The organism is Mycobacterium sp. (assembly GCF_965230835.1).
Lineage (GTDB): Bacteria > Actinomycetota > Actinomycetes > Mycobacteriales > Mycobacteriaceae > Mycobacterium.
In genome coordinates this window covers 2,838,862-2,859,937 of record NZ_CBDDLW010000002.1, presented here as the reverse complement: position 1 = coordinate 2,859,937, position 21,076 = coordinate 2,838,862, and the positions used below count along the sequence as shown (strand labels likewise).

General features: G+C 66.1%; 17 protein-coding genes. 11 read left to right on the top strand and 6 right to left on the bottom strand.

Annotated elements, in window-relative coordinates:
- Positions 1 to 41: 41 nt before the first annotated feature.
- Positions 42 to 1,562, top strand: a complete 1,521-nt coding sequence (fadD17, locus tag ACO07W_RS13560) for a long-chain-fatty-acid--CoA ligase FadD17 (RefSeq protein ID WP_421845982.1) — start codon at positions 42 to 44, stop codon at positions 1,560 to 1,562.
- Between the two features lie 150 nt (positions 1,563 to 1,712).
- Positions 1,713 to 5,867: a PE family protein gene (locus ACO07W_RS13555; RefSeq protein ID WP_421843903.1), complete on the top strand. Its 4,155-nt coding sequence runs from the start codon at positions 1,713 to 1,715 to the stop codon at positions 5,865 to 5,867.
- Positions 5,868 to 5,935: 68 nt separating this feature from the next.
- Here ACO07W_RS13555 and ACO07W_RS13550 read toward each other — a convergent pair whose 3' ends face one another.
- From ACO07W_RS13550 to ACO07W_RS13540, 3 genes are all read right to left on the bottom strand, one after another.
- The gene (locus ACO07W_RS13550) at positions 5,936 to 7,483 is read right to left on the bottom strand and encodes an acetolactate synthase large subunit (RefSeq protein WP_421843901.1); all 1,548 of its coding nucleotides are present in this window, start codon (positions 7,481 to 7,483) and stop codon (positions 5,936 to 5,938) included.
- Positions 7,480 to 8,316: an amidohydrolase family protein gene (locus tag ACO07W_RS13545; protein ID WP_421843899.1), complete on the bottom strand. Its 837-nt coding sequence runs from the start codon at positions 8,314 to 8,316 to the stop codon at positions 7,480 to 7,482. Before ACO07W_RS13545 ends, ACO07W_RS13550 begins: the two co-directional genes overlap by 4 nt.
- Positions 8,317 to 8,480: 164 nt before the next feature.
- Entirely contained in the window at positions 8,481 to 10,127 is a 1,647-nt protein-coding gene (locus ACO07W_RS13540; RefSeq protein ID WP_421843897.1) for an acyl-CoA synthetase, read from the bottom strand.
- 75 nt (positions 10,128 to 10,202) lie between these two features.
- Between ACO07W_RS13540 and ACO07W_RS13535 the strand changes: the two genes are divergently transcribed.
- Positions 10,203 to 11,015 (top strand): crotonase/enoyl-CoA hydratase family protein, encoded by an 813-nt coding sequence (locus tag ACO07W_RS13535; protein WP_421845981.1) that lies wholly within the window; start codon positions 10,203 to 10,205, stop codon positions 11,013 to 11,015.
- 4 nt (positions 11,016 to 11,019) lie between these two features.
- On the opposite strand, the gene ACO07W_RS13530 is transcribed toward ACO07W_RS13535, so the two are convergent.
- On the bottom strand, positions 11,020 to 12,252 hold the full coding sequence (locus ACO07W_RS13530) for a cytochrome P450 (protein ID WP_421843895.1): 1,233 nt from the start codon (positions 12,250 to 12,252) through the stop codon (positions 11,020 to 11,022).
- Positions 12,253 to 12,280: 28 nt separating this feature from the next.
- On the opposite strand from ACO07W_RS13530, the gene ACO07W_RS13525 reads away from it, so the two are divergent.
- Complete coding sequence (locus ACO07W_RS13525; protein ID WP_421843893.1) at positions 12,281 to 13,000, top strand: acetoacetate decarboxylase family protein; 720 nt, start codon at positions 12,281 to 12,283, stop codon at positions 12,998 to 13,000.
- A gap of 54 nt (positions 13,001 to 13,054) precedes the next feature.
- Here ACO07W_RS13525 and ACO07W_RS13520 read toward each other — a convergent pair whose 3' ends face one another.
- Positions 13,055 to 14,086, bottom strand: coding sequence for an LLM class F420-dependent oxidoreductase (locus ACO07W_RS13520; protein ID WP_421843891.1), 1,032 nt, complete (start codon positions 14,084 to 14,086; stop codon positions 13,055 to 13,057).
- A gap of 105 nt (positions 14,087 to 14,191) precedes the next feature.
- On the opposite strand from ACO07W_RS13520, the gene ACO07W_RS13515 reads away from it, so the two are divergent.
- From ACO07W_RS13515 to ACO07W_RS13495, 5 genes are read left to right on the top strand one after another with little or no spacing between them, the layout of a single operon-like run.
- Positions 14,192 to 15,205, top strand: coding sequence for a Zn-ribbon domain-containing OB-fold protein (locus ACO07W_RS13515; RefSeq protein ID WP_421843889.1), 1,014 nt, complete (start codon positions 14,192 to 14,194; stop codon positions 15,203 to 15,205).
- 12 nt (positions 15,206 to 15,217) lie between these two features.
- On the top strand, positions 15,218 to 16,282 hold the full coding sequence (locus ACO07W_RS13510; RefSeq protein WP_421843887.1) for a thiolase domain-containing protein: 1,065 nt from the start codon (positions 15,218 to 15,220) through the stop codon (positions 16,280 to 16,282).
- A complete protein-coding gene (locus ACO07W_RS13505; protein WP_421843885.1) occupies positions 16,282 to 17,463 on the top strand; it encodes a thiolase domain-containing protein in 1,182 nt (393 codons plus the stop codon). Before ACO07W_RS13510 ends, ACO07W_RS13505 begins: the two co-directional genes overlap by 1 nt.
- Entirely contained in the window at positions 17,460 to 18,344 is an 885-nt protein-coding gene (locus tag ACO07W_RS13500) for a TIGR03619 family F420-dependent LLM class oxidoreductase (RefSeq protein WP_421845980.1), read from the top strand. The genes ACO07W_RS13505 and ACO07W_RS13500 overlap by 4 nt, the downstream gene beginning before the upstream one ends.
- The gene (locus ACO07W_RS13495) at positions 18,341 to 18,766 is read left to right on the top strand and encodes a nuclear transport factor 2 family protein (RefSeq protein WP_421843883.1); all 426 of its coding nucleotides are present in this window, start codon (positions 18,341 to 18,343) and stop codon (positions 18,764 to 18,766) included. Before ACO07W_RS13500 ends, ACO07W_RS13495 begins: the two co-directional genes overlap by 4 nt.
- Here the strand turns inward: ACO07W_RS13495 and ACO07W_RS13490 are convergent.
- Positions 18,763 to 19,302, bottom strand: coding sequence for a gamma carbonic anhydrase family protein (locus ACO07W_RS13490; protein WP_421843881.1), 540 nt, complete (start codon positions 19,300 to 19,302; stop codon positions 18,763 to 18,765). The genes ACO07W_RS13495 and ACO07W_RS13490 overlap by 4 nt on opposite strands.
- A 115-nt stretch (positions 19,303 to 19,417) precedes the next feature.
- On the opposite strand from ACO07W_RS13490, the gene ACO07W_RS13485 reads away from it, so the two are divergent.
- Positions 19,418 to 20,605, top strand: a complete 1,188-nt coding sequence (locus tag ACO07W_RS13485) for a Rieske 2Fe-2S domain-containing protein (RefSeq protein WP_421843879.1) — start codon at positions 19,418 to 19,420, stop codon at positions 20,603 to 20,605.
- 10 nt (positions 20,606 to 20,615) lie between these two features.
- Positions 20,616 to 21,074 (top strand): hypothetical protein, encoded by a 459-nt coding sequence (locus tag ACO07W_RS13480; RefSeq protein WP_421843877.1) that lies wholly within the window; start codon positions 20,616 to 20,618, stop codon positions 21,072 to 21,074.
- The last annotated feature ends 2 nt before the right edge of the window (positions 21,075 to 21,076 follow it).

The following is a 21,076-nucleotide window of genomic DNA, read 5'->3' as shown; positions in this document are numbered from 1 at the left end:
CGAGGTTGGGCTGCTTCCCAACGGGGGAAGTGACATCGCTAGTGCACCCGACCCTAGATCCGACTGCTAGCACCGTCACCGAACTGCTGCTGCCGCTGGCCCAGATCGAGGACCAGGGCGTCTATTTCGAAGAATCCTTCACCAGCTGGCGTGACCACCTCCGGCACGGTGCTGCCATCGCAGCGGCGCTGCGCGAGCGCCTCGACCCGGCACGCCCCCCGCATGTCGGCGTGCTGCTAGAGAACACTCCCTTCTTCTCAGCGATGTTGGTAGCGGCCAGACTTTCTGGGATCGTGCCCGTCGGGCTCAACCCGTTGCGCCGCGGCGCGGCGCTGGTACGCGATATCCAACGCGCCGACTGCCAACTTGTGCTTGCCGACGCAGGATGGGCTGCAACACTCGACGGCATCGACCATCTGAACGTCGATTCCGAGGAGTGGGCCGACGAGGTCGGTGCCCATTCTGGGGCGGAAGTAGCTTTTCAATCCGCTTGCCCTGCTGATCTTTTCATGCTGATCTTCACATCGGGGACGAGCGGAGATCCGAAGGCCGTGAAGTGTAGCCACAGCAAGGTTGCCGTCGCCGGCGCAATGATAGCGCAGCGTTTTGAGCTGAACCGGGACGACGTCTGCTATGTATCGATGCCGCTGTTCCATTCCAACGCGGTCATGGTCGGCTGGGCAGTCGCGATCGCCAGCCAGGGTTCAATCGCGTTGCGACGCAAGTTCTCTGCGTCGCAGTTCATCGCCGACGTCCGCCGCTACGGCGCCACCTACGCCAACTATGTGGGCAAGCCATTGTCGTATGTGCTTGCCACGCCCGAGAAGGACGACGACGCAGACAACACGCTGCGGGCGGTGTACGGCAACGAAGGCGCGCCCGGTGACGTCGAGCGTTTCGCCCGCAGGTTCGGGTGCACCGTCACGGACGGATTCGGTTCGACCGAAGGCGGCGTCGCGATTGCCCGGACTCCCGACACACCGGCAGGTGCACTGGGTCCACTGCCGGAAGAGATCCAGATCGTCGACCCCGACACCGGCGAACAATGCCCCCCGGGGGCGGTCGGCGAGCTGGTAAACACGGCGGGCCCCGGCCGATTCGAGGGCTACTACAACGACAGTGCCGCCGAAGCCGAGCGGATGGCGGGCGGCATCTACCGCAGTGGCGACCTGGCCTACCGAGACGAAGCCGGCTATGCGTACTTCGCGGGCCGGCTGGGCGACTGGATGAGGGTGGACGGCGAAAATCTCGGCACGGCGCCGATCGAACGAGTCCTGCTGCGCTATCCCGATGCCGCCGAGGTTGTGGTGTACCCGATACCCGATCCGGTGGTGGGCGACCAGGTGATGGCGGCGTTGGCGCTAGCCCCTGGCGCACGGTTCGACGCCGACACGTTCCGCTCCTTCCTGGCGGAGCAGCCCGACCTAGCGCCCAAACAGTGGCCGTCGTACGTCCGGGTTGCCGCGACACTGCCCCGCACCATGACCTTCAAAGTGCTCAAGCGGCAGTTATCAGCAGAAGGCACAAACTGCGATGATCCCGTATGGCCCATTCCCCGGTAGGCCGGGCTGTCGCCAGTTCAGGCAAGGGCCCCTTCGACCTTCGCAGAAACACCCACTGAGCTGACCGTATCGCGATACGATTCGCGCCTAACCACTGGTCGATGAAAGTCGGCCAGGATCGGTTCGGGCTCACATCGTGCGAGGTGCCGGATGTCATACGTGCTCACCGCCCCGGAGACGATGACTGCGGTAGCGGCGAATCTGGCCAATATTGGTTCGACGATCACCGAGGCCAATGCTGCCGCCGCCGCGCCAACGATCGGTTTGGTGAGCGCGGCTTCCGACGAGGTGTCCGCCGCGATTACTGCGCTGTTCAACGAGCACGCCCAGAACTATCAAGCGCTAGCCGGACAAGCGGCGGCCTTCCATAGCCAGTTTGTGCAAGCCCTTAACGCGGGCGCCAACTCATATGCCTCCGCGGAGGCGGCCAGCGCCGAGCCGTTGCAGACCTTCCTGTCGCGCCCACTCATCGGCAACGGCGCGAACGCTACAACACCGGGCGGCAACGGCGCAGACGGCGGGTGGTTGTTCGGCAGCGGCGGCGCCGGCGCCGCCGGCGCGCCGGGCCAGGCTGGAGGCAACGGCGGGTCAGCCGGGCTCTGGGGCAATGGTGGAGCCGGTGGCTTGGGCGGTAGCGGCGGTGCCAGCGGCGGCAGCGGCGGCAACGGCGGGCTGCTGTTTGGCACCGGCGGAGCCGGCGGCATGGGCGGCATTGGCAGCGCCGCCGGTATAGGTGGCGCTGGCGGCACCGGCGGCGCCGGCGCGTGGCTGATCGGCGGCGGCGGGGCCGGCGGGGCCGGCGGCATGGGCGGCACCGGCGGCGGCATCGGCGGAACCGGCGGCAGCGGCGGCGCAGGCGTGGGGCTGTTCGGCGCGGGCGGCGCGGGCGGCGCAGGTGGGATCGGTTCCGCCGGTACCGGGGCCGGCGGCGCTGCCGGCGCCGGTGGTACCGGCGGCAGCGGCGGCGCGGGTGGGCTGTTTATGAACGGCGGCGACGGCGGTGCGGGCGGACAGGGCGGCAACGGCACGGCTGGGGACAACGCCGCGGCTGGCACCGGTGCCACCGGCGGAAATGGTGGTCTTGGCGGCAACGGCGGCAACGGCGGCGCCGGAGGCTCCGGCCCGGTGTTGATTGGCCACGGCGGGGCCGGCGGACTCGGCGGCCAAGGCGGCACCGGCGGCATGGGAGGCGCCGGTGCAGCCGCCACCGTCGGGTTCACAACCGCGGGTACTGGTGGTGCTGGCGGCACCGGCGGCTCCGCCGGTGCCGGGGGTGCCGCCGGCGTCGCGGGATTTCTCACCAATGCCGGGCTGACCGGTGGCGTTGGCTCCGGGGGAACCGGCGGCCAAGGCGGCACCGGCGGAGCCGGTGTCGCCGGCGCGACCGTCACCGGCGACGGCGTCAGCGGCAACTCCGGCTCTGCGGGCGGAGCCGGCGGGGCCGGAGGGGCCGGAGGGGCCGCAGTGGCAGGCGGAGGCGGCGGTAACGGCGGCACCGGCGGAACCGGCGGCCTGGGCGGAGCCGGCAGTGCCGGCACCGATGCGACCTCAGCGGCCGGCGGCCCCGGTGGCGACGGCGGCGGCGGAAACGGGGGTGTCGGTGGCGCCGGCGGCTCCGCTGGCAGCGGTGGCGCCGCGGGTGGCACGGGCGGCACAGCGGGTAGCGCCGGCGCCGGTGGAAACGGCGGGAACGGCGGCGCTGGCGGTAGCGGCTTCATGGGCGCCAACGGCACTGACAACAGCGCAATTCCCGACACCGCGGGCGGCGACGGCACCGCAGGCGGCGGCGGTGGGGACGGCGGGGCTGGCGGTATGGCCGGCGGCGCCGGCGGAACCGGCGGCACCGGCGGAAACGGCGGAAACGGCGCACCAGGCGGCGACGGCGGCGACGGCGGCAACCTCAGCACCACCGCCGGTCTGGCCATCGGCGGCGACGGCGGCGCAGGAGGCGCAGGTGGCGCGGGCGGCACTGGCGGAGCCGCCAACGGCGGCACGACCGGGAGCACCGGCATCGGCGGCATCGGCGGGCAGGGCGGAACGGGCGGCCAAGGCGGCAGCGGAGCTGCCGGCACCGACAACAGCGGCAACATCGGGGTGGCCGGCGGCGACGGTGTCGCCGGCGCCGACGGTGGCGAAGGAGGCGCTGGGGGCGCAGCAGGTGCCAACGGCGGCACCGGTGGCAACGGCGGCACGGGCGGCACCGGTGGCGCGGGCGGCACCGGCGGCGCGGGTGGCGACGGCGCCACCAACACTGGCACCGCACCTGTTGGAGACACCGGTGCCAGTGGCGGAGCCGGGGGCGCCGGCGGTAACGGCGGAAACGGCGGCGCCGCTGGCGGCATCGGCGGAAGCGGTGGAAACGGCGGCGCTGCCGGCGCTGGCGGCAACGGCGGTGCCGCCGGTGACGGCGGCGATGGCGTCACACCAGACGCCACAACCACTATCGCCCCAGACGGCGGCGCTGGTGGTACCGGCGGCGCGGGCGGGGCAGGCGGCATGGGCGGCACCGGCGGCGGGGGCGGCGCGCTAGGCGCCGGCGGCGCAGGCGGTACCGGGGGCGCCGGCGGCGACGCGGGTGCCGCAGGAGACGGCGGCAACGGCGTTGCGGGCGGCAGCGAAGCTTTGGGTGGCGCGCCAGCAGGCTCGGGCGGCGCCGGAGGTACCGGGGGCGATGCCGGCACCGGGGGCGCCGGCGGAACGGGCGGCACCCTGGCCGGCGGCGTCGCCGGCGCGGGCGGAACCGGCGGCGCGGGCGGCATGGCCGGCGCCGGCGGAACGGGCGGCACCCTGGCCGGCGGCGTCGCCGGCGCGGGCGGAACCGGCGGCGCGGGCGGCATGGCCGGCGCGGGCGGCAACGGAGGCACCGGCGCAGCGGGCGGCGCCAGCGTCGGTGACAGCTCGTCAGCCGGCGATGGTGGCGACGGCGGTGCCTCCGGACTAGCCGGCGCCGGCGGAAACGGCGGTGCCGGCGGGGTCGGCGTCAGCGGTGGAAACGGTGGAAACGGCGGTGCCGGCGGAAACGGCAACGTCGGCGGGAACGGCACGGACGGCGCCAACGGCTCGCAGACCTTCTCGGCCACTGTCGACGCCACACCCAACGCCGGGAACGGCGGAGACGGCGGAATGGGCTCCAACGGTGGCGCGCCTGGCTCGGGTGGGGCCGCTGGCGGCGGCACCGGCGGCAGCATCGGCAGCACAGGTATTGGCGGTGACGGCGGGACCGGCGGTGCCGGCGGGACCGGCGGTATGGGCGCAAACGGTGTCAACACCGCCATACCTGCGACGGTGCCTCAGGCCGCGACTGGCACAGCCGGCGGCGCAGGTAGCCCGACCGGCGGCAACGGTGGACCCGGCACGGACGGTAGCCCCTCTTCCGGCAGCCCCCCGTTCACTCAAGTTCAGCAGGGCGGAAACGGAGGTGCCGGTGGCACCGGCACCAACACCAACGACGACGAGACCGCGACCGGCGGGCTCGGCGGTACGGGCGGGACCGGCAGCATTTCCGGCGGAGCTGGCGGCGAGGGCGGAGCTGGGGGCGACGCGTCGGCAACCGGCACCAATGGCATAGCAGACGCCGGCAACGGTGGAGCCGGCGGCGACGGCGGCGACTTTGGGGCCGGCGGCGATGGCGGAAATGGCGGCGACGTCACTGATGGATCCGTGGGTAGCACCGCCGGCAACGGCGGCGACGGCGGGAACGTTGCCGCCGGCGCTACCGGCACAGCTGGTAATGGCGGAACCGGCGGCAACGGCAACGACGGCACCCTCAACGCCGGCGATGGCGGAACTGGCGGCGACGGCGGCGCAGGTGGTGCCGGTGGCTCCAACGGCGGCAGCGGCGGAACCGGCGGCACTGCTGGCGACGGCGGCGACGGCGGAACCGGCGCGGTCGGCGGCGCGGGCGGCAACGGAGGTACCGGCGGCACGAACTCCGGCACCGGCGCCAGCGGTAACGGCGGCGATGGCGGAACCGGCGGGGTTGGCTCCATCGGCGGGCTGGGTGGCGACGCAGGGCGCGGCGGAAATGGCGGCGCCGTGGGCGCCGGTGGCATCGGCACCTCTGGCGATGGCGGTGCCGGCGGGAGCGGCGGCACTGGCGGCGACGGCGGAAACGGCGGCGACGGCGGCGACGGCGGGAGCGGCGGCACTGGCGGCGACGGCGGAAACGGCGGCGACGGCGGCGACGGCTCAGCCGGCGGGGACCTCGGCAGCGGCGGGTTCGCCGGAGGGGCCGGCGCATCCGCCGGCACCGACGGAATCGCCGGCGCTACCGGCAACCAGGGCAACCAAGGCGCCTCAAGCTGACGCCACGTTGCGGGCGGCCTCGGCACTTGGCGCTAGAGCCGAACTGGCGCGTCGGATATCAGCCTGAGCTACCCCAATACTGACGGCACGACGGCGTCAATCAGGTGCGGACCAGGCTCGGCGAAGGCAGCCCGCAGCGCGCTGGCTAATTCCTCGCACGTGGTGACGCGCCGCGCGGGGACACCCATTCCTTCGGAGATCTTGACGAAATCTATTGCCGGACGTGATATGTCGAGGAGATCCATTGCCTTGGGGCCAGGGGCCGCTCCGGCGCCGACACGTTGCAGCTCGATTCGCAGAATGTCGTAGGCGCCGTTGTCATAGACCACTGTGGTGACGTCGAGGTTCTCCCTGGCTTGAGTCCACAACCCCGAAATCGTATACATGGCAGACCCGTCAGATTCCAGACAGAGCACCGGACGGTCCGGGGCTGCGACCGCGGCACCCAGCGCGGCTGGGATACCGTAGCCGATCGCACCACCGGTCAATGTGAGCCAGTCGTGGGCCGGCGCTCCGGCGGTAGCGTGCGCCAGCGCCACGCCTGACGTGTTCGACTCGTCGACCACGATCGTTCGCTCCGGCATCAGCGCGCCAATCACGTCGGCGGCCAAGGCCGAGGTCAACGGACCCTCCGGCAACTGTGGGCGCAACGCTGGAGCCACCGGCGCCCAACGCCCCGGCGCTACCTCGTCAGCCAATGCGACTAGTGCGTCAACCGCACCGCCGCGCCCGGCCAGTACATGCACCTCGCAGCCGGGCGGCACCAGATCACTCGGCATGCCGGGGTAGGCGAAAAACGAAACGGGCGACTTGGCCCCCGCCAGCACCAGGTGCTTCACACCGTCGAGCTGGGCCGCAGCGGCCTCCGCGAAATAGGCCAACCGTTCGACCGCAGGAATACCGGCGCCGCGTTCCAGCCGAGTCGGGAAAGTCTCACATAGCCAACGGGCTCCAGTTGCTTCGACGATCCGTGCGGCCGCCGTCAGGCCGGCCCCCCGGGTAGCGTCGCCACCGATCAGAATCATGGTGGGTTCTCCGGAGCGCAGCACCGCGCCTACCGGCGCCACGTCCACAGGCGTCGCCATCGGTTGCGTCGGAACGGGACCGGCGGCGGAGGCATCCGCGGACCAGGATGCGTCCGCGGGCAGGATCAGCGTGGAGATCTGCGAGCCGGCCCGGCTCGCGGCGATGGCTTCGGCCGCATCGACTGCGACCCGGCGGCTATCCGTTGTCCGGCGCACCCATCCCGAGACAGTGCCGGCAAGCGCGTCGATGTCGGATTCCAGTGGGGCGTCGTACTGCTTGTGATCGGTAGCGTGGTCACCGACGACAAGCAGCATCGGAACCCGAGCGCGACGCGCGTTGTGCAGATTGGCCAGCCCATTGCCAAGTCCGGGCCCCAGGTGCAGCAGCACTGCCGCCGGCTGGTCGGCGATACGCGCATAGCCGTCGGCTGCGCCGGTGGCCACGCCTTCGAAAAGCGTCAGCACCCCCCGCATCTGCGCGACCGTGTCGAGTGCGGCCACAAAGTGCATCTCTGAGGTGCCTGGGTTGGCGAAGCACACATCGACGCCGCCGTCGACCAAGGTGTTGATCAGCGCCTGGGCGCCGTTCATGTGTGGACCTCGTGCCCGGTGAGCCGGAATACGCGCTGGGCGTTGCCCTGAAGAAAGTCGTGACGGGCTTCGTCGCTGAGCCCGAGGTCGTCGAGACCTGCCAAGGCATGCGCGTGAGCGATCATCGGGTAGTTGGTGCCGAAGAGAACTTTGCGCTGTCCCGTACCGGTTTTCATGAATCGCACCAGCTCGTCCGGTAGCCGTTTGATGGTGTAGGCCGAGGTGTCGATGTAAACATTCGCGTGCTTGCGGGCTACAGCGACCATCTCCTCGGTCCACGGATAACCCACGTGCCCGCACACGATCATCAACTCTGGAAAGTCGAGGGCTACCTGGTCGATGTAGGGAATCGGACGCCCGGTCTCCGATGGCCGCAGCGGCCCGGTATGCCCGACCTGGGTGCAGAACGGCACCCCAGACTCCACGCATTCAGCGAACAGCGGGTAGTAACGGCGATCGGTGGGCGGCGCGTTCCATAGCCAGGGCACCACCCGCAGGCCAACGAACCCGTCGTCACGCACCCGGCGCCGCAGCTCGCGGACCGCTGCCATCGGACTGTCGAGGTCAACGGTCGCCAAACCGGCAAACCGACTGGGGTGCATTCGGACCCATTCGGCAACCTCGTCATTGGAGATCAGATCCTGGCCGTTGGGACCGCGCCACGCGCTGATCAGCCCGCGGTCAACGGCCGCGGCATCCATCACCGCCAGGGTCGCCTCGATCGGGATCTCGGTATCCGGGATGGACCCACCGGTCCAGCGCCGAAGTGACGCGAACGCATCGTTGCCGATAAACCGTTGGGTTGGGTGCTGCATCCACACATCGATCGTCATCGCGGTTCGACTGTAGTCGCCCGCACCGAATGGCGGCGATTCTGCAGAACCACGGTGTCGCGGATCAGCCGTGTGACGATTGAGAACCGCACCGCGAAGGCATTGGAAGAGCCCGGCGCACAAAGATGGTGCGACACCGGGATCAGCCGGCGCCGCACCAGTCTTTAAGCGCCAGTCGTCACCTGGCTGGCACGCACCTCATCAGCGGGCCGTAACTCAGTCTGCTCCTTGGCCCAGCGGTAGTCTGGCTTGCCGGCGGGCGAGCGCTTCACCTCGTCAACAAACCATAGACTGCGCGGCACTTTGTACCCGGCGATCTCCGACCGCACGAAACTGTCCAGCTCGGCCAGCGGCGGTCGCCGCCCCTCCCGGGCCTGCACCACAGCAGCCACCTGCTGACCGTAGTGGGGATCGGGCACACCAACTACTAGGGCGTCGAAGACATCGGCATGCCCCTTGAGCGCGGCCTCGACTTCCTCGGGGTAGATCTTCTCGCCACCGCTGTTGATCGAGACTGAGCCACGCCCCAGCATGGTGACCGTCCCGTCCTCCTCCACCTGCGCGTAGTCACCGGGAATCGAGTACCGCACCCCGTTGATCGTTTTGAACGTCTCGGCGGTCTTCTTCTCGTCCTTGTAGTAGCCGACCGGAATGTTGCCCTTCTTGGCGAGAATGCCACGCACACCAGAACCCGGCTTAACCTCGTTGCCGTCGTCGTCGAGCACCACGGTGCGCTGGTCAATGGTTACCCGCGGCCCCCCCGAATGCGCCTGGCCGGCGGCCACGATGCTGGTGCCGCCAAAACCAGTCTCCGAAGAACCAATCGAGTCGGTGATAACCCGGTTGGGCAACAACTCAAGCAGCCTTTCCTTAATACTCGGCGAGAACAGCGCCGCGGTGCTGGCCAGCAAGAACAACGAGGACAGGTCATAGTCATTGTCGGCCGAAAGAGCGTCGAGCAGCGGGCGCGCCATGGCATCCCCGGTGAAAAACAGCAGGTTGACCTTGTGAGTGTGAACCGCGCGCCACACTTCGTCCGCGTTGAACTCGGGTGCGAGGACCGTGGTTTGACCCGAGAAAAGCGACATCCAGGTGGCCGATTGCGTGGCGCCGTGGATCATCGGCGGAATCGGGTACCGAATCATCGGCGGATTCGCCGCGCCTGCCTTGGCGAGGTCGTGCTCGTCCTTGACGAATTCGCCAGTCGCGAAATCTGTCCCACCGAACAGAACACGATAGATGTCCTCATGGCGCCACATAACGCCCTTGGGGAAACCAGTCGTGCCGCCGGTGTAGAGCAAGTAGATGGCATCGGCGCTGCGCTCACCGAAATCACGCTCCGGGGAAGCCGTCGCGATTGCAGAGGAAAATTCGACGCCGCCATAACGCTGGTAGTCGGTGTCACTGCCGTCTTCCACAACGAGGATCGTCTTGACGTTCGGGGTGTCCGGCAACACGTTGGCGACCCGGTCGGAGTACCGCCTTTCGTGCACCAGTGCCACCATGTCGGAGTTATCGAAGAGGTAGCGAAGTTCGCCCTCCACGTAGCGGAAGTTGACGTTCACCAGAATGGCGCCCGCCTTGACGATGCCGAGCATCGCGATGACGATCTCGATGCCGTTGCGGCAGTACAGGCCGACCTTATCGTCCTTCTGCACTCCCTGCTCCATCAGGTAGTGCGCGAGGCGGTTGGCTTTCTCCTCAAGTTGGGCGTAGGTCACCTGCTCGTCGCCGCAGATAAGGGCTACACGGTCAGGCACAGCGTCGATAGCGTGCTCAGCGAGATCAGCAATATTCAGGGCCACGGCCACCAAACTAGAACGTGTTACATTTCTTGACAAGCTGGTGCCCACATCGAGGGAGAGGCGGTAGCCGTGGCCACAGATATTTCCGCAGCGGCAGCAAACGTCGAATCGGAGCCAGACGCGCTGGTGGAGCAGCGCGGTCACACGCTCATCGTGACGCTGAACCGACCAGCGGCACGCAATGCACTCAGCGGCGAAATGATGCAAATCATGGTCGAGGCGTGGGACCGGGTGGACAATGATCCCGACATCCGGTGCTGCATCTTAACGGGGGCGGGTGGATATTTCTGCGCCGGCATGGACCTCAAAACAGCAACTAAGCGGCCGCCCGGCGACTCATTCAAGGACGGCAGCTACGACCCGTCGCGGATAGACGCACTACTCAAAGGTCGTCGGCTCACCAAACCGCTGATCGCAGCCGTCGAAGGACCTGCGATCGCCGGTGGGACCGAGATCTTGCAGGGCACAGACATTCGTATTGCCGGCGAGAGCGCCAAGTTCGGCATCTCCGAGGCCAAATGGAGTCTCTACCCAATGGGCGGCTCGGCCGTGCGGCTCGTGCGGCAGATTCCCTACACCGTGGCTTGCGACCTGCTGCTCACCGGGCGGCACATCACGGCCGCCGAGGCCAAGGAGATGGGCCTGATCGGATATCTCGTGCCGGACGGGCAGGCGCTAACCAAAGCGCTGGAAATCGCCGAACTCATCGAGAACAACGGACCGCTGGCCGTACAAGCGATCCTGCGAACGATCCGTGAAACCGAGGGGATGGCCGAAAACGACGCGTTCACGATCGACACCCAGATCGGTATCAAGGTCTTTCTCTCCGACGACGCCAAAGAAGGCCCGAGGGCCTTCGCGGAGAAGCGCAAACCCCAGTTCCAGAACCGCTAGCAACCTAGGCGCGCAGCGGCGCGCTCGGGGTGAACACCACTGGCATCGACTCCAAGCCGCTGACGAAGTTCGCCGGCCGCAGCGGCAGAGTCGCGCTGTCGGGGGCTAGTTGGAGGTCGGGGAGCCGCTCCAAAACCCGCCGTGTCATCAATGACAGCTCCAGGCGGGCCAACTGGTTGCCCAAACAGAAGTGCGTGCCGAAACCAAATGCCATATGGCTGTTCGGGTTTCGCTGGATATCGAAGTGCTCTGGTTCGGAGAACACCGCTTCGTCAAAGTTCGCCGACTCGAAAAGCAGCAGGATCTTCTCGCCTTCGCGAAGCTCGGTGCCGTGGAACTCAGTGTCGGCGGTCAACGTGCGGCACATGTTCTTTACCGGCGACGTCCAGCGCAGCATCTCTTCGATCGCACCGGGCAGCATCGCATCAACGTCGCGCTGCAGTAGGTCCCACTGGTCACGGTGCCGCACCAGCTGCTCGGTTCCGCCGCTCAGCGTGTGCCGGGTGGTCTCGTCGCCACCGATCAGAATCAGCAGCGTCTCCATGACCAGCTCATCGTCACTTAGCCGCTCGCCGTCAACTTCAGAACTGACCAGAATGCTGACCAGGTCGTCGGTCGGCTGTTGCCGGCGCGCGGCGATAGTCGCCCGAGTGAAGTCGTTGTAAGCGGCGAAGGCGTCCATGGTGATCTGGAAATCATCGTCGGATACATGCGAGCTGAGGAACGTCACCAGATCGTCGGACCATCGCAGGAACATCTCGCGCTGGTCGGGGCGCACCCCGAGCATGTCGCCAATGACTGCCATCGGCAACGGCGCGGCCAGGTCCCGCACGAAGTCACATTCGCCCTTTTCGCAGACCGCATCGATCAGCGTGTCGCACAGCTCACCGAGCGATTTCTCCTTGTCCTTGACCCGCTTGCGGGTGAACCCGGCATTAACCAGCTTGCGCCGCAACAGATGCGCGGGATCATCCATGTCGATCATCATGGGCATCGCGGGCTGGTCCGGACGGATTCCACCGGCGTTCGAGAACAGCTCAGGCCGCCGTTCAGCGTCGATCACCGCCTGATAGCTCGTCGCGCCCGCCAGACCGTTGCGATCCCGGAAAACCGGCTGGTTGGCACGCATCCACCGGTACACTGCACGCGCCTTCGCGCTGTCGGAATAAAAGTTGCCGTCGGTCAGATCGACGTCGGGTCTCGTCTCCGATGCCGTCGGAACCACTACTTCAGTCATCGCATTCCTCCGCATTACAGTGAGTGTCATGTCTGGCTCGCAACACACCATCGCCGGCACCGTGCTCACCATGCCGGTACACGTCCGCACCGCGAATTTGCACTCCGCGATGTTCTCCGTGCCCGCCGCGGCAACACAGCGCCTCGTCGACTACAGCGGACTGCAAGTCTGCGAATACCTGCCTGGTCGCGCAATCGTGCTGCAGATGCTGGTGCGCTACGTCGATGGGGATCTGGGACAGTATCACGAGTACGGCACCGCGATCATGGTGAACCCGCCCAACGCGACAGCTCCTGCGCCTCGCGGGCCCCGGGCGCTGGCCAAAGCCGCCGCGTTCATTCACCACCTGCCGGTAGACCAGGAATTCACGCTCGAGGCGGGCCGAACCATCTGGGGATTCCCGAAGGTCATGGCAGATTTCACTGTTCATGAGGGAAGGACGTTCGGCTTCGAGGTCAGCGCGGGCGGTCAACTGATCGCTGGGATGGAGGTCCGTCCGGGCTTGCCGGTGCCGACGCGTGGGGCGCAAGTGCTGACGACATACTCTCATCAAGACGGCGTCACTCGAGAAATCCCCTGGGAAATGCGCATATCGGGGATGCGAGCCCGGCTCGGCGGCGCTCGCCTGCGCCTGGGGGGCCATCCCTACGCCAAAGAACTTGAATCGCTGGGCCTGCCTAAACGAGCGCTGGCGTGCCAATCGGCGGCCAACGTGGAGATGACATTCGGCGATGCCCGCACGATCTGACCCGAACTCCACTCGGTCAATCTAGAACGCGTTCTAACACCCTGGCAAGAACCCTCAAAGCAAGGCCGCCAGGTCGCGGACCTGCTCCGTGCTACGCGCAGCGACCACCATCATCGTCACACCGGCGGCCTCCCAGGCTGCGATCTGCTTACGCACGTAGTCCAGATCCCCGACAATCATGGCGTCATCAACGAGTTCGTCGGGGATGATTTCCGCGGCCTTGTCCTTACGGTCCGAGCGGAAAAGGGTGGTGACCTCGTCCACTACTTCCGCGTAACCCATCCGGCGATAGACGTCGGCATGGAAGTTCGTTCCTTCAGCGCCCATACCGCCCATGTAGAGGGCCAGGAAAGGCTTGATACCGGCAAACGCCGCCGGCCGGTCGTCGGTAACCACTATTTGGGCAGTCGCGCAGATCTCAAAGTCCGAACGGCTACGCCGAGCTCCAGGACGAGCAAATCCCTCGTCGAGCCATTCGTTGTACATGTCGGCCATTCGCGGCGCGTAAAAGATGGGCAGCCAGCCGTCACAGATCTCGGCGGCCAGCGCCACGTTCTTCGGCCCCTCGGCGCCCAGCATGATCGGAATATCGGCACGCAACGGATGGGTGATGGGTTTTAGCGCCTTACCCAGGCCTGTCGTACCCTCCCCCGTCAGCGGCAGCGGATAGTGCGGGCCGTCGCTGGTGACTGGCTTTTCCCGAGCCCACACCTGACGAATGATGTCGATGTATTCGCGGGTGCGAGCCAGCGGCTTGGGAAATGCCTGGCCGTACCAACCCTCGACCACCTGTGGGCCGGACACACCGAGTCCAAGGATGTGCCGGCCGCCACTGAGATGATCAAGGGTCAGCGCGGCCATCGCGCACGCGGTCGGGGTACGGGCGGACAGCTGGATGACAGAGGTGCCTAACCGCACTCGCTGAGTAGACGAACCCCACCAGGCCAGCGGTGTGTACGCGTCGGAGCCCCAGGCCTCGGCGGAAAACACGGCGTCGAACCCGGCATCCTCCGCCGCGGCTACAAGTTCCGCGGCATTTTCCGGTGGCTGAGCACCCCAATACCCCAGCTGCAACCCCAGCTTCATGATTTCCATCCTTCCCCGGGATTTCCAGCCCGGCAGCCGGGCGATCCTGGAAGCTCATCCAGACCTATGTTGAATCCGTTCTTAGAACCTGTTCTACTCGAAGGCGTGACAGCCAGTTCGAGCGGCCCGGGCCTGATCGACCACCCTGAGCCACCTCTCTCCGCGCCGTTGACGTTCGCCTTCGACTACACCCGTTCGGTCGGGAACACGCTGAGCAAGTTCTTCACCGCCCTACGTGAACGCCGCGTTCTGGGAGTGCGCGGATCGGATGGCCGGGTCCATGTGCCGCCCGCGGAATATGACCCGGTTACCTACGAGCCGCTGACCGAGATGGTACCGGTGTCTAGCGTCGGTACCGTCGTATCCTGGACCTGGCAACCAGAACCACTCGAGGGCCAGCCGCTGGATCGGCCGTTCGCTTGGGCACTGATCAAGCTGGACGGCGCCGACACACCGTTGATGCACGCGGTGGACACCGGACCCGCGGGCCCTTCGGGGATCAGCACCGGCGCTCGGGTCCATGTGCACTGGGCCGACGAGCCGGTCGGGGCGATCACCGACATCGCCTACTTTGCGCTCGGCGCGGACGCCGAGGCCGTGCCCGAGCAGCAACCAGGCGACCGCGATCCAGTCACGATGATCGTCACCCCCGTTCGGATGGAAATTCAGCACACCGCCTCGCATGAGGAAAGCGCCTACCTGCGGGCGCTCTCGCAGGGCAAGTTGCTCGGCGCGCGCACCCGCAGCGATGGCCCCGAAAAAACAAACGTGTACTTCCCTCCGCATGGAGCCGATCCAGCTACCGGCCTGCCGACCACTGAGTTCGTCGAACTGCCCGACAAGGGCACGGTGACGACGTTCGCGATTATCAACATTCCCTTCATGGGACAACGCATCAAACCGCCTTACGTGGCCGCCTATGTGCTCCTCGACGGCGCCGACATCGCTTTCCTGCACCTGGTCTCCGAGATCGACGCCCACGAAGTCCGGATGGGCATGCGCGTCGAGGCAGTGTGGAAGCCGTCAGAGGAATGGGGACCAGGCATCGACAACATCGAGTACTTCCGGCCTTCCGGAGAACCCGATGCCGACTACGACACCTACAAACACCATCTGTAAAGGGCTACCTGCATGAGCGCTCGTAACGTCGCGGTGGTCGGCTTCGCCCACGCCCCGCACGTACGCCGTACCGACGGCACCACGAACGGCGTCGAGATGTTGATGCCGTGCTTCGCCCAGTTGTATTCCGACCTGGGCATAACCAAGGCCGATATCGGGTTCTGGTGTTCCGGCTCCTCGGACTACCTTGCTGGAAGGGCATTTTCGTTCATTTCGGCGATTGACACGATCGGCGCCGTTCCGCCGATCAACGAATCGCACGTCGAGATGGACGCGGCATGGGCACTCTACGAGGCTTACATCAAGCTGTTGACTGGAGAGGTGGACACAGCGCTGGTATACGGCTTCGGGAAATCCTCCGCCGGGATCCTGCGTCGCGTTCTGTCACGACAAACCGATCCCTATACCGTGGCGCCGCTGTGGCCGGATTCTGTGTCGATGGCCGGCCTGCAGGCCCGCATCGGCCTGGATACGGGTAAGTGGACGTTCGACCAGATGGCGCATGTGGCGCTGGATTCGTTTGCCAACGCTCAACGAGTGGACACCGAACCACCCGCGAAAAGCGTCGACGAGCTACTCAGCCGCCCGTTCTTCGCCGACCCACTGCGACGCCACGACATCGCGCCGATCACCGACGGCGCCGCCGCGATCGTGCTCGCAGCGGACGACCGTGCCCGTGACTTACGGGAGCACCCTGCCTGGATCACCGGTTTCGAGCACCGCGTCGAATCCCCGTCGTTGGGTGTGCGCGACCTTACTGTGTCCTCGTCCACCGCGGCCTCAGCCCGCGCAGCCACTGGCGGCAACGCCAGCACGATTGACGTCGCCGAGCTTCACGCGCCCTTCACGCACCAACAGCTGATCCTCACCGAGGCGATCGGGCTCCCGGAGTCGGCGATGATGAACCCTTCCGGCGGCGCGCTGGCCGCCAACCCGATGTTCGTCGCCGGATTGGAGCGTATCGGCTTCGCAGCACAACACATCTGGAACGAATCAGCCGGACGGGTGCTGGCGCATGCCACGAGCGGGCCGGCGCTGCAGCAGAATCTGATCGCGGTCATGGAAGGAAAGAACTGATGGCCGGACAGCCCGCGGCAGTGCTCGGCACTGGACAGACCAAGTATGTCGCCAAGCGCCAAGACGTTTCGATGAACGGTCTGGTGCGCGAAGCCATCGACCGAGCACTCGCCGATTCCGGGTCCAGCTTCGACGATATCGACGCCGTCGTGGTCGGCAAGGCGCCTGACTTCTTTGAGGGTGTCATGATGCCGGAATTGTTCATGGCCGACGCCATGGGCGCTACCGGCAAGCCGCTGATCCGGGTACACACCGCGGGTTCGGTCGGTGGATCCACCGGCGTGGTGGCCGCCAGCCTGGTTCAGTCCGGAAAGTACCGTCGCGTGTTGGCCATGGCCTGGGAGAAACAGTCGGAATCCAATGCCATGTGGGCGCTGTCGATCCCGGTACCGTTCACCAAGCCGGTTGGTGCCGGCGCAGGTGGATACTTTGCCCCGCACGTCCGGGCATACATCCGCCGCGCCGAGGCGCCGACCAACATTGGCGCGATGGTCGCGGTCAAAGACAGGCTCAACGGTAGCCGTAACCCATTGGCACACCTGCAGCAACCCGACATCACCGTGGAGAAAGTGCTCGAGTCCCAGATGTTGTGGGATCCCATACGGTTCGACGAGACCTGTCCATCGTCGGACGGCGCCTGCGCTGTCGTCATCGGCGATGAGCAGATCGCCGAAGTCCGGATAGCCGACGGACATCCGGTGGCCTGGATCCATGCCACCGCGCTGCGCACCGAACCGTTGGCATTCTCCGGACGTGACCAAGTCAACCCCCGGGCCGGCCGCGACGCGGCAGCCGCGCTGTGGAAAGCGGCCGGCATCACGAGTCCCGTCGACGAAATCGACGCCGCTGAAATCTACGTACCGTTCTCTTGGTTCGAGCCAATGTGGCTGGAGAACCTGGGATTTGCCGCCGAAGGGGAAGGCTGGAAGCTCACCGAAGCCGGCGAGACGGCAATCGGCGGGCGGCTGCCAGTTAACCCCTCCGGGGGCGTACTGTGTTCGAACCCGATCGGGGCCTCGGGCCTGATTCGCTTCGCCGAGGCGGCAATCCAGGTGATGGGCAAGGGTGGGGATCATCAGGTACCGGGCGCCCGAAAGGCATTCGGGCATGCCTACGGGGGTGGCTCACAGTACTACTCGATGTGGGTCGTCGGAAGCGAGAAGCCGCGACAAACCGGATGAAGTACACCTGCAGCGTCGCGATGGGACCGGTCGACGAGCTAATCAGCATCGCCAAGACGGCCGAGGAGGTCGGGTTTGACGCGATTGCATTGCCCGATTCGCTGTTCTACATGGAGAAGGCCGCTGCCGAATATCCCTACACTCCTGACGGATCGCGCATGTGGGACCAGAACACCCCCTGGGTGGACCCGCTGATCGCCGCCGGCGCGATGGGAGCGGTCACCACGACACTGCGGTTCTACACAAATGTGTTGAAGCTCGGTTCTCGCAACCCGCTGCTGCTGGCGCGGCAAGTCGGTTCGGTGGCGAACCTGACCAGCAACCGATTTGGCTTCGGAATCGGGATCGGCTGGGCACCAGAAGAATTCGAGTGGTGCGGGGTACCCTACAAACGCCGCGGCGCACGAGTCGACGAAATGATCGAAGTCATCAAGCTAGTACTAGCCGGCGGAATGGTCGAGTTCCACGGCGAGTTCTACGATTTCGACCGGTTACAAATGAGTCCGGCACCCAGCGCTCCGGTTCCGTTCTACGTCGGCGGGCACACCGACGTTGCGCTGCGCCGGGCAGCGCGCGTCGGCGATGGCTGGACCAGCGCGATGATGACCGGCAGGCAACTGGCCGAGGCTGTGGGAAGAATCAACGCCCTACGCACCCAATACGGTCGGGCCGACCAACAGTTCGAGTTCCAAGCCGTCTGCATCGACAAGTTCGGTGTAGACGGTCACCGCGAGCTGGCTGAGATTGGGATTACTGACAATATCGTCATCCCTTGGATTTTTGACGGCCTTGGCTTCGACGCGCCGCTCGACAAAAAGCAGGATTCGCTGAAACGCTTCGCCGACACCTACATCCACTCCGGCTGGCAGGAACAAACATGACCGAGAAGCAGGCCAAAAGCCCACATCCCGCCCACGAAGCCGGACGCCGCTCGCGTGCGGCAGTCCGGTCACGAGACAAGGAGGCGTGGTTGGCGGTGTTCGCCGATGACGCCGTTGTGGAGGACCCCATCGGGCCGTCGCCGTTTGATCCCGAGGGCAAGGGACACCGGGGACGCGACGCGATATCCGCCTTTTGGGACAAGGCCATCGCCAGCACCGACAAAATCGAGTTCAACTTCCGTGACACCTACCAATGTGGGAATGAGGAAGCCAACGTCGGCGACATCGTCATCACCATGGGCGGGCACCAGATCACCGCAGAAGGCGTCTTCACCTACAAGGCCAACGATGATGGCCAATTGGTGGCGTTGCGCGCCTACTGGGAATTGGAAAGGGCGGCGGCAACCAGCCGACCGATTTAGCTCGGCGTACCGGAGATCGGCCGTAGGCCGGCCTTATATCGTTGGGCCAGGTCGCGGTAATACCGCGGATCGATGTTGGCCCCTATTTCGGCGCCCGATGTGTCGGCCGGGCCCGCGACCTCAGCTGGCGCCCCGGTTGCCAGCATTCCTTCCGGAATGTGGGTGCCGGCCACCACCAACGATTGCGCCGCGATCACGCACCGGGCACCGAGCACCACCCCGTCCAGGACCGTAGCGTGATCGGCGATCAAAGCCTCAGCACCCACGTGGACCCCGCGGACAACAGCCATGTGCGCGACATCGGCCCCGGGGCCGATGTCGACGGGGACGCCGGGTGACGCGTGCAATACAGCTCCATCCAGCACGTTCGCACCCTCCCGTACGATGATCGGCGCGTAGTCACCGCGCAGCACAGTGTTGAACCAGACTGACGCGCCTGCCTCGATAGTGACGTCGCCGATCAGGGTGGCGGTCGGGGCCACGAAGGCGGTGGGATCGATGATGGGCGCCCGATCCTCGAAGACAAACAGCGGCATCGTATAGATATACGCCCAATACTGATTTTCCGCGGTCAGACCCACCGCCGTTGCGCGTTGCGGCAGAAAAACTGTAACGTGTTCTAGTTAGAGATACCGAGCTGGAGGTGACAGGGTGAGTACCGACACCACTGCAGTCGGCGTCCGGGAGATTGACTCCGGCGCTCTGCCGACCAGGTACGCCCGCGGCTGGCATTGCCTGGGCGTCGCAAAGGACTTTCTGGACGGGAAACCACACCCGGTGGAAGTGTTCGGCACCAAACTAGTGGTATTCGCCGATTCACAGGGTGAGCTGAAAGTCCTCGACAGCTATTGCCGGCACATGGGCGGCGACCTGTCACAGGGAATCATCAAGGGCGATGCGGTCGCCTGCCCGTTCCACGACTGGCGCTGGGGCGGCGACGGCCGCTGCAAGTTGGTGCCGTACGCCAAGCGCACACCAAGGACAGCCCGTACCCGGTCCTGGACGACCGATGTGCGCGGCGGCCTGTTGTTTGTCTGGCACGACCACGAAGGCAATCCACCGGACCCGGCCGTGAGAATCCCCGACATACCCGAAGCGGCCAGCGACGAATGGACCGAGTGGCGGTGGAACCGCATCCTCATCGAGGGCTCCAACTGCCGCGACATCATCGACAACATTACCGATATGGCGCACTTCTTCTATATCCATTTCGGCTTGCCGACGTACTTCAAGAACGTCTTCGAGGGCCACATCGCCTCGCAGTATCTGCACGACGTGGGCCGGCCCGACATCGATAATTTGGGGCGTCAGTACGGTGAAACGCACCTGGACTCGGAGGCCTCCTACTTCGGGCCGTCGTTCATGATCAACTGGTTGCACAACAGTTACAGCGGCTACAAGGCCGAGTCGATCTTGATCAACTGCCACTACCCGGTAACCCAGAATTCCTTCATGCTGCAGTGGGGTGTCATCGTCGAAAAGCCCAAGGGAATGGCCGAGGAGATGACCGACAAGCTTTCCCGGGTGTTCACCGAAGGCGTAAGCAAGGGCTTTCTGCAGGACGTCGAGATCTGGAAGAACAAGACCAGGATCGACAACCCGCTGCTGGTCGAGGAGGATGGCGCCGTCTATCAGCTGCGTCGCTGGTATGAGCAGTTCTACGTGGACGTAGCCGACATCACCCCAGAGATGGTGGAACGCTTCGAGATCGAGATCGATACCACCCGCGCCAACGAGTTCTGGAATGCCGAGGTCGAGGAGAACCTCAAAGCGGCAAAAGACCTGGAGTCGGGTGCAGCCACGCCGGCCTCCACTGATGTGCCCGCCGAGCAGCACTGACCGACCCCACATGAACTCGTTGGGCGATCAGCCGCCGGTCCCCGACGTCGATCGGCTGGCACGGTCGATGCTGCTGCTGCATGGTGATCACGACGATCACCATGATTCGCCTGTGCGTGACGGCAGCTATCAGGGTGCTCGTTCCGGTTTGGCGTCGAAGTCAAGGGATTTCGCCGACGACCCGAAACGTGCTGCGGCAGTTGCCGAAGCAACCCGCGCTGATCGCGAGTACTACCTAAAGTCCGGACTCCACCCGGTGGATTGCCGCTTCTGCCATGTCACGGTGGCTGTCAAGAAGCTTGGGCCGACCCACACAGCGGTTCAATGGAGCGCCGAGGCGGCAGCACGCTGCGCGCACTTCGCCGAGGTGCGTGCCAGCGGCGGGAACACCGCACGCACCAAAGCCTGCCCACGGTTGACTGACAGCATTGAGCATGCGGTGGCGGAGGGATATCTGGACGCCGACTGAGC

Coding starts and splice junctions, on each gene's coding strand:
- ACO07W_RS13555 (WP_421843903.1), top strand. CDS start 1,713: ATGTCATACGTGCTCACCGCCCCGGAGACGATGACTGCGGTAGCGGCG.
- ACO07W_RS13550 (WP_421843901.1), bottom strand. CDS start 7,483: ATGAACGGCGCCCAGGCGCTGATCAACACCTTGGTCGACGGCGGCGTC.
- ACO07W_RS13545 (WP_421843899.1), bottom strand. CDS start 8,316: ATGACGATCGATGTGTGGATGCAGCACCCAACCCAACGGTTTATCGGC.
- ACO07W_RS13530 (WP_421843895.1), bottom strand. CDS start 12,252: ATGACTGAAGTAGTGGTTCCGACGGCATCGGAGACGAGACCCGACGTC.
- ACO07W_RS13525 (WP_421843893.1), top strand. CDS start 12,281: ATGTCTGGCTCGCAACACACCATCGCCGGCACCGTGCTCACCATGCCG.
- ACO07W_RS13520 (WP_421843891.1), bottom strand. CDS start 14,086: ATGAAGCTGGGGTTGCAGCTGGGGTATTGGGGTGCTCAGCCACCGGAA.
- ACO07W_RS13510 (WP_421843887.1), top strand. CDS start 15,218: ATGAGCGCTCGTAACGTCGCGGTGGTCGGCTTCGCCCACGCCCCGCAC.
- ACO07W_RS13505 (WP_421843885.1), top strand. CDS start 16,282: ATGGCCGGACAGCCCGCGGCAGTGCTCGGCACTGGACAGACCAAGTAT.
- ACO07W_RS13500 (WP_421845980.1), top strand. CDS start 17,460: ATGAAGTACACCTGCAGCGTCGCGATGGGACCGGTCGACGAGCTAATC.
- ACO07W_RS13495 (WP_421843883.1), top strand. CDS start 18,341: ATGACCGAGAAGCAGGCCAAAAGCCCACATCCCGCCCACGAAGCCGGA.
- ACO07W_RS13490 (WP_421843881.1), bottom strand. CDS start 19,302: ATGCCGCTGTTTGTCTTCGAGGATCGGGCGCCCATCATCGATCCCACC.
- ACO07W_RS13480 (WP_421843877.1), top strand. CDS start 20,616: ATGAACTCGTTGGGCGATCAGCCGCCGGTCCCCGACGTCGATCGGCTG.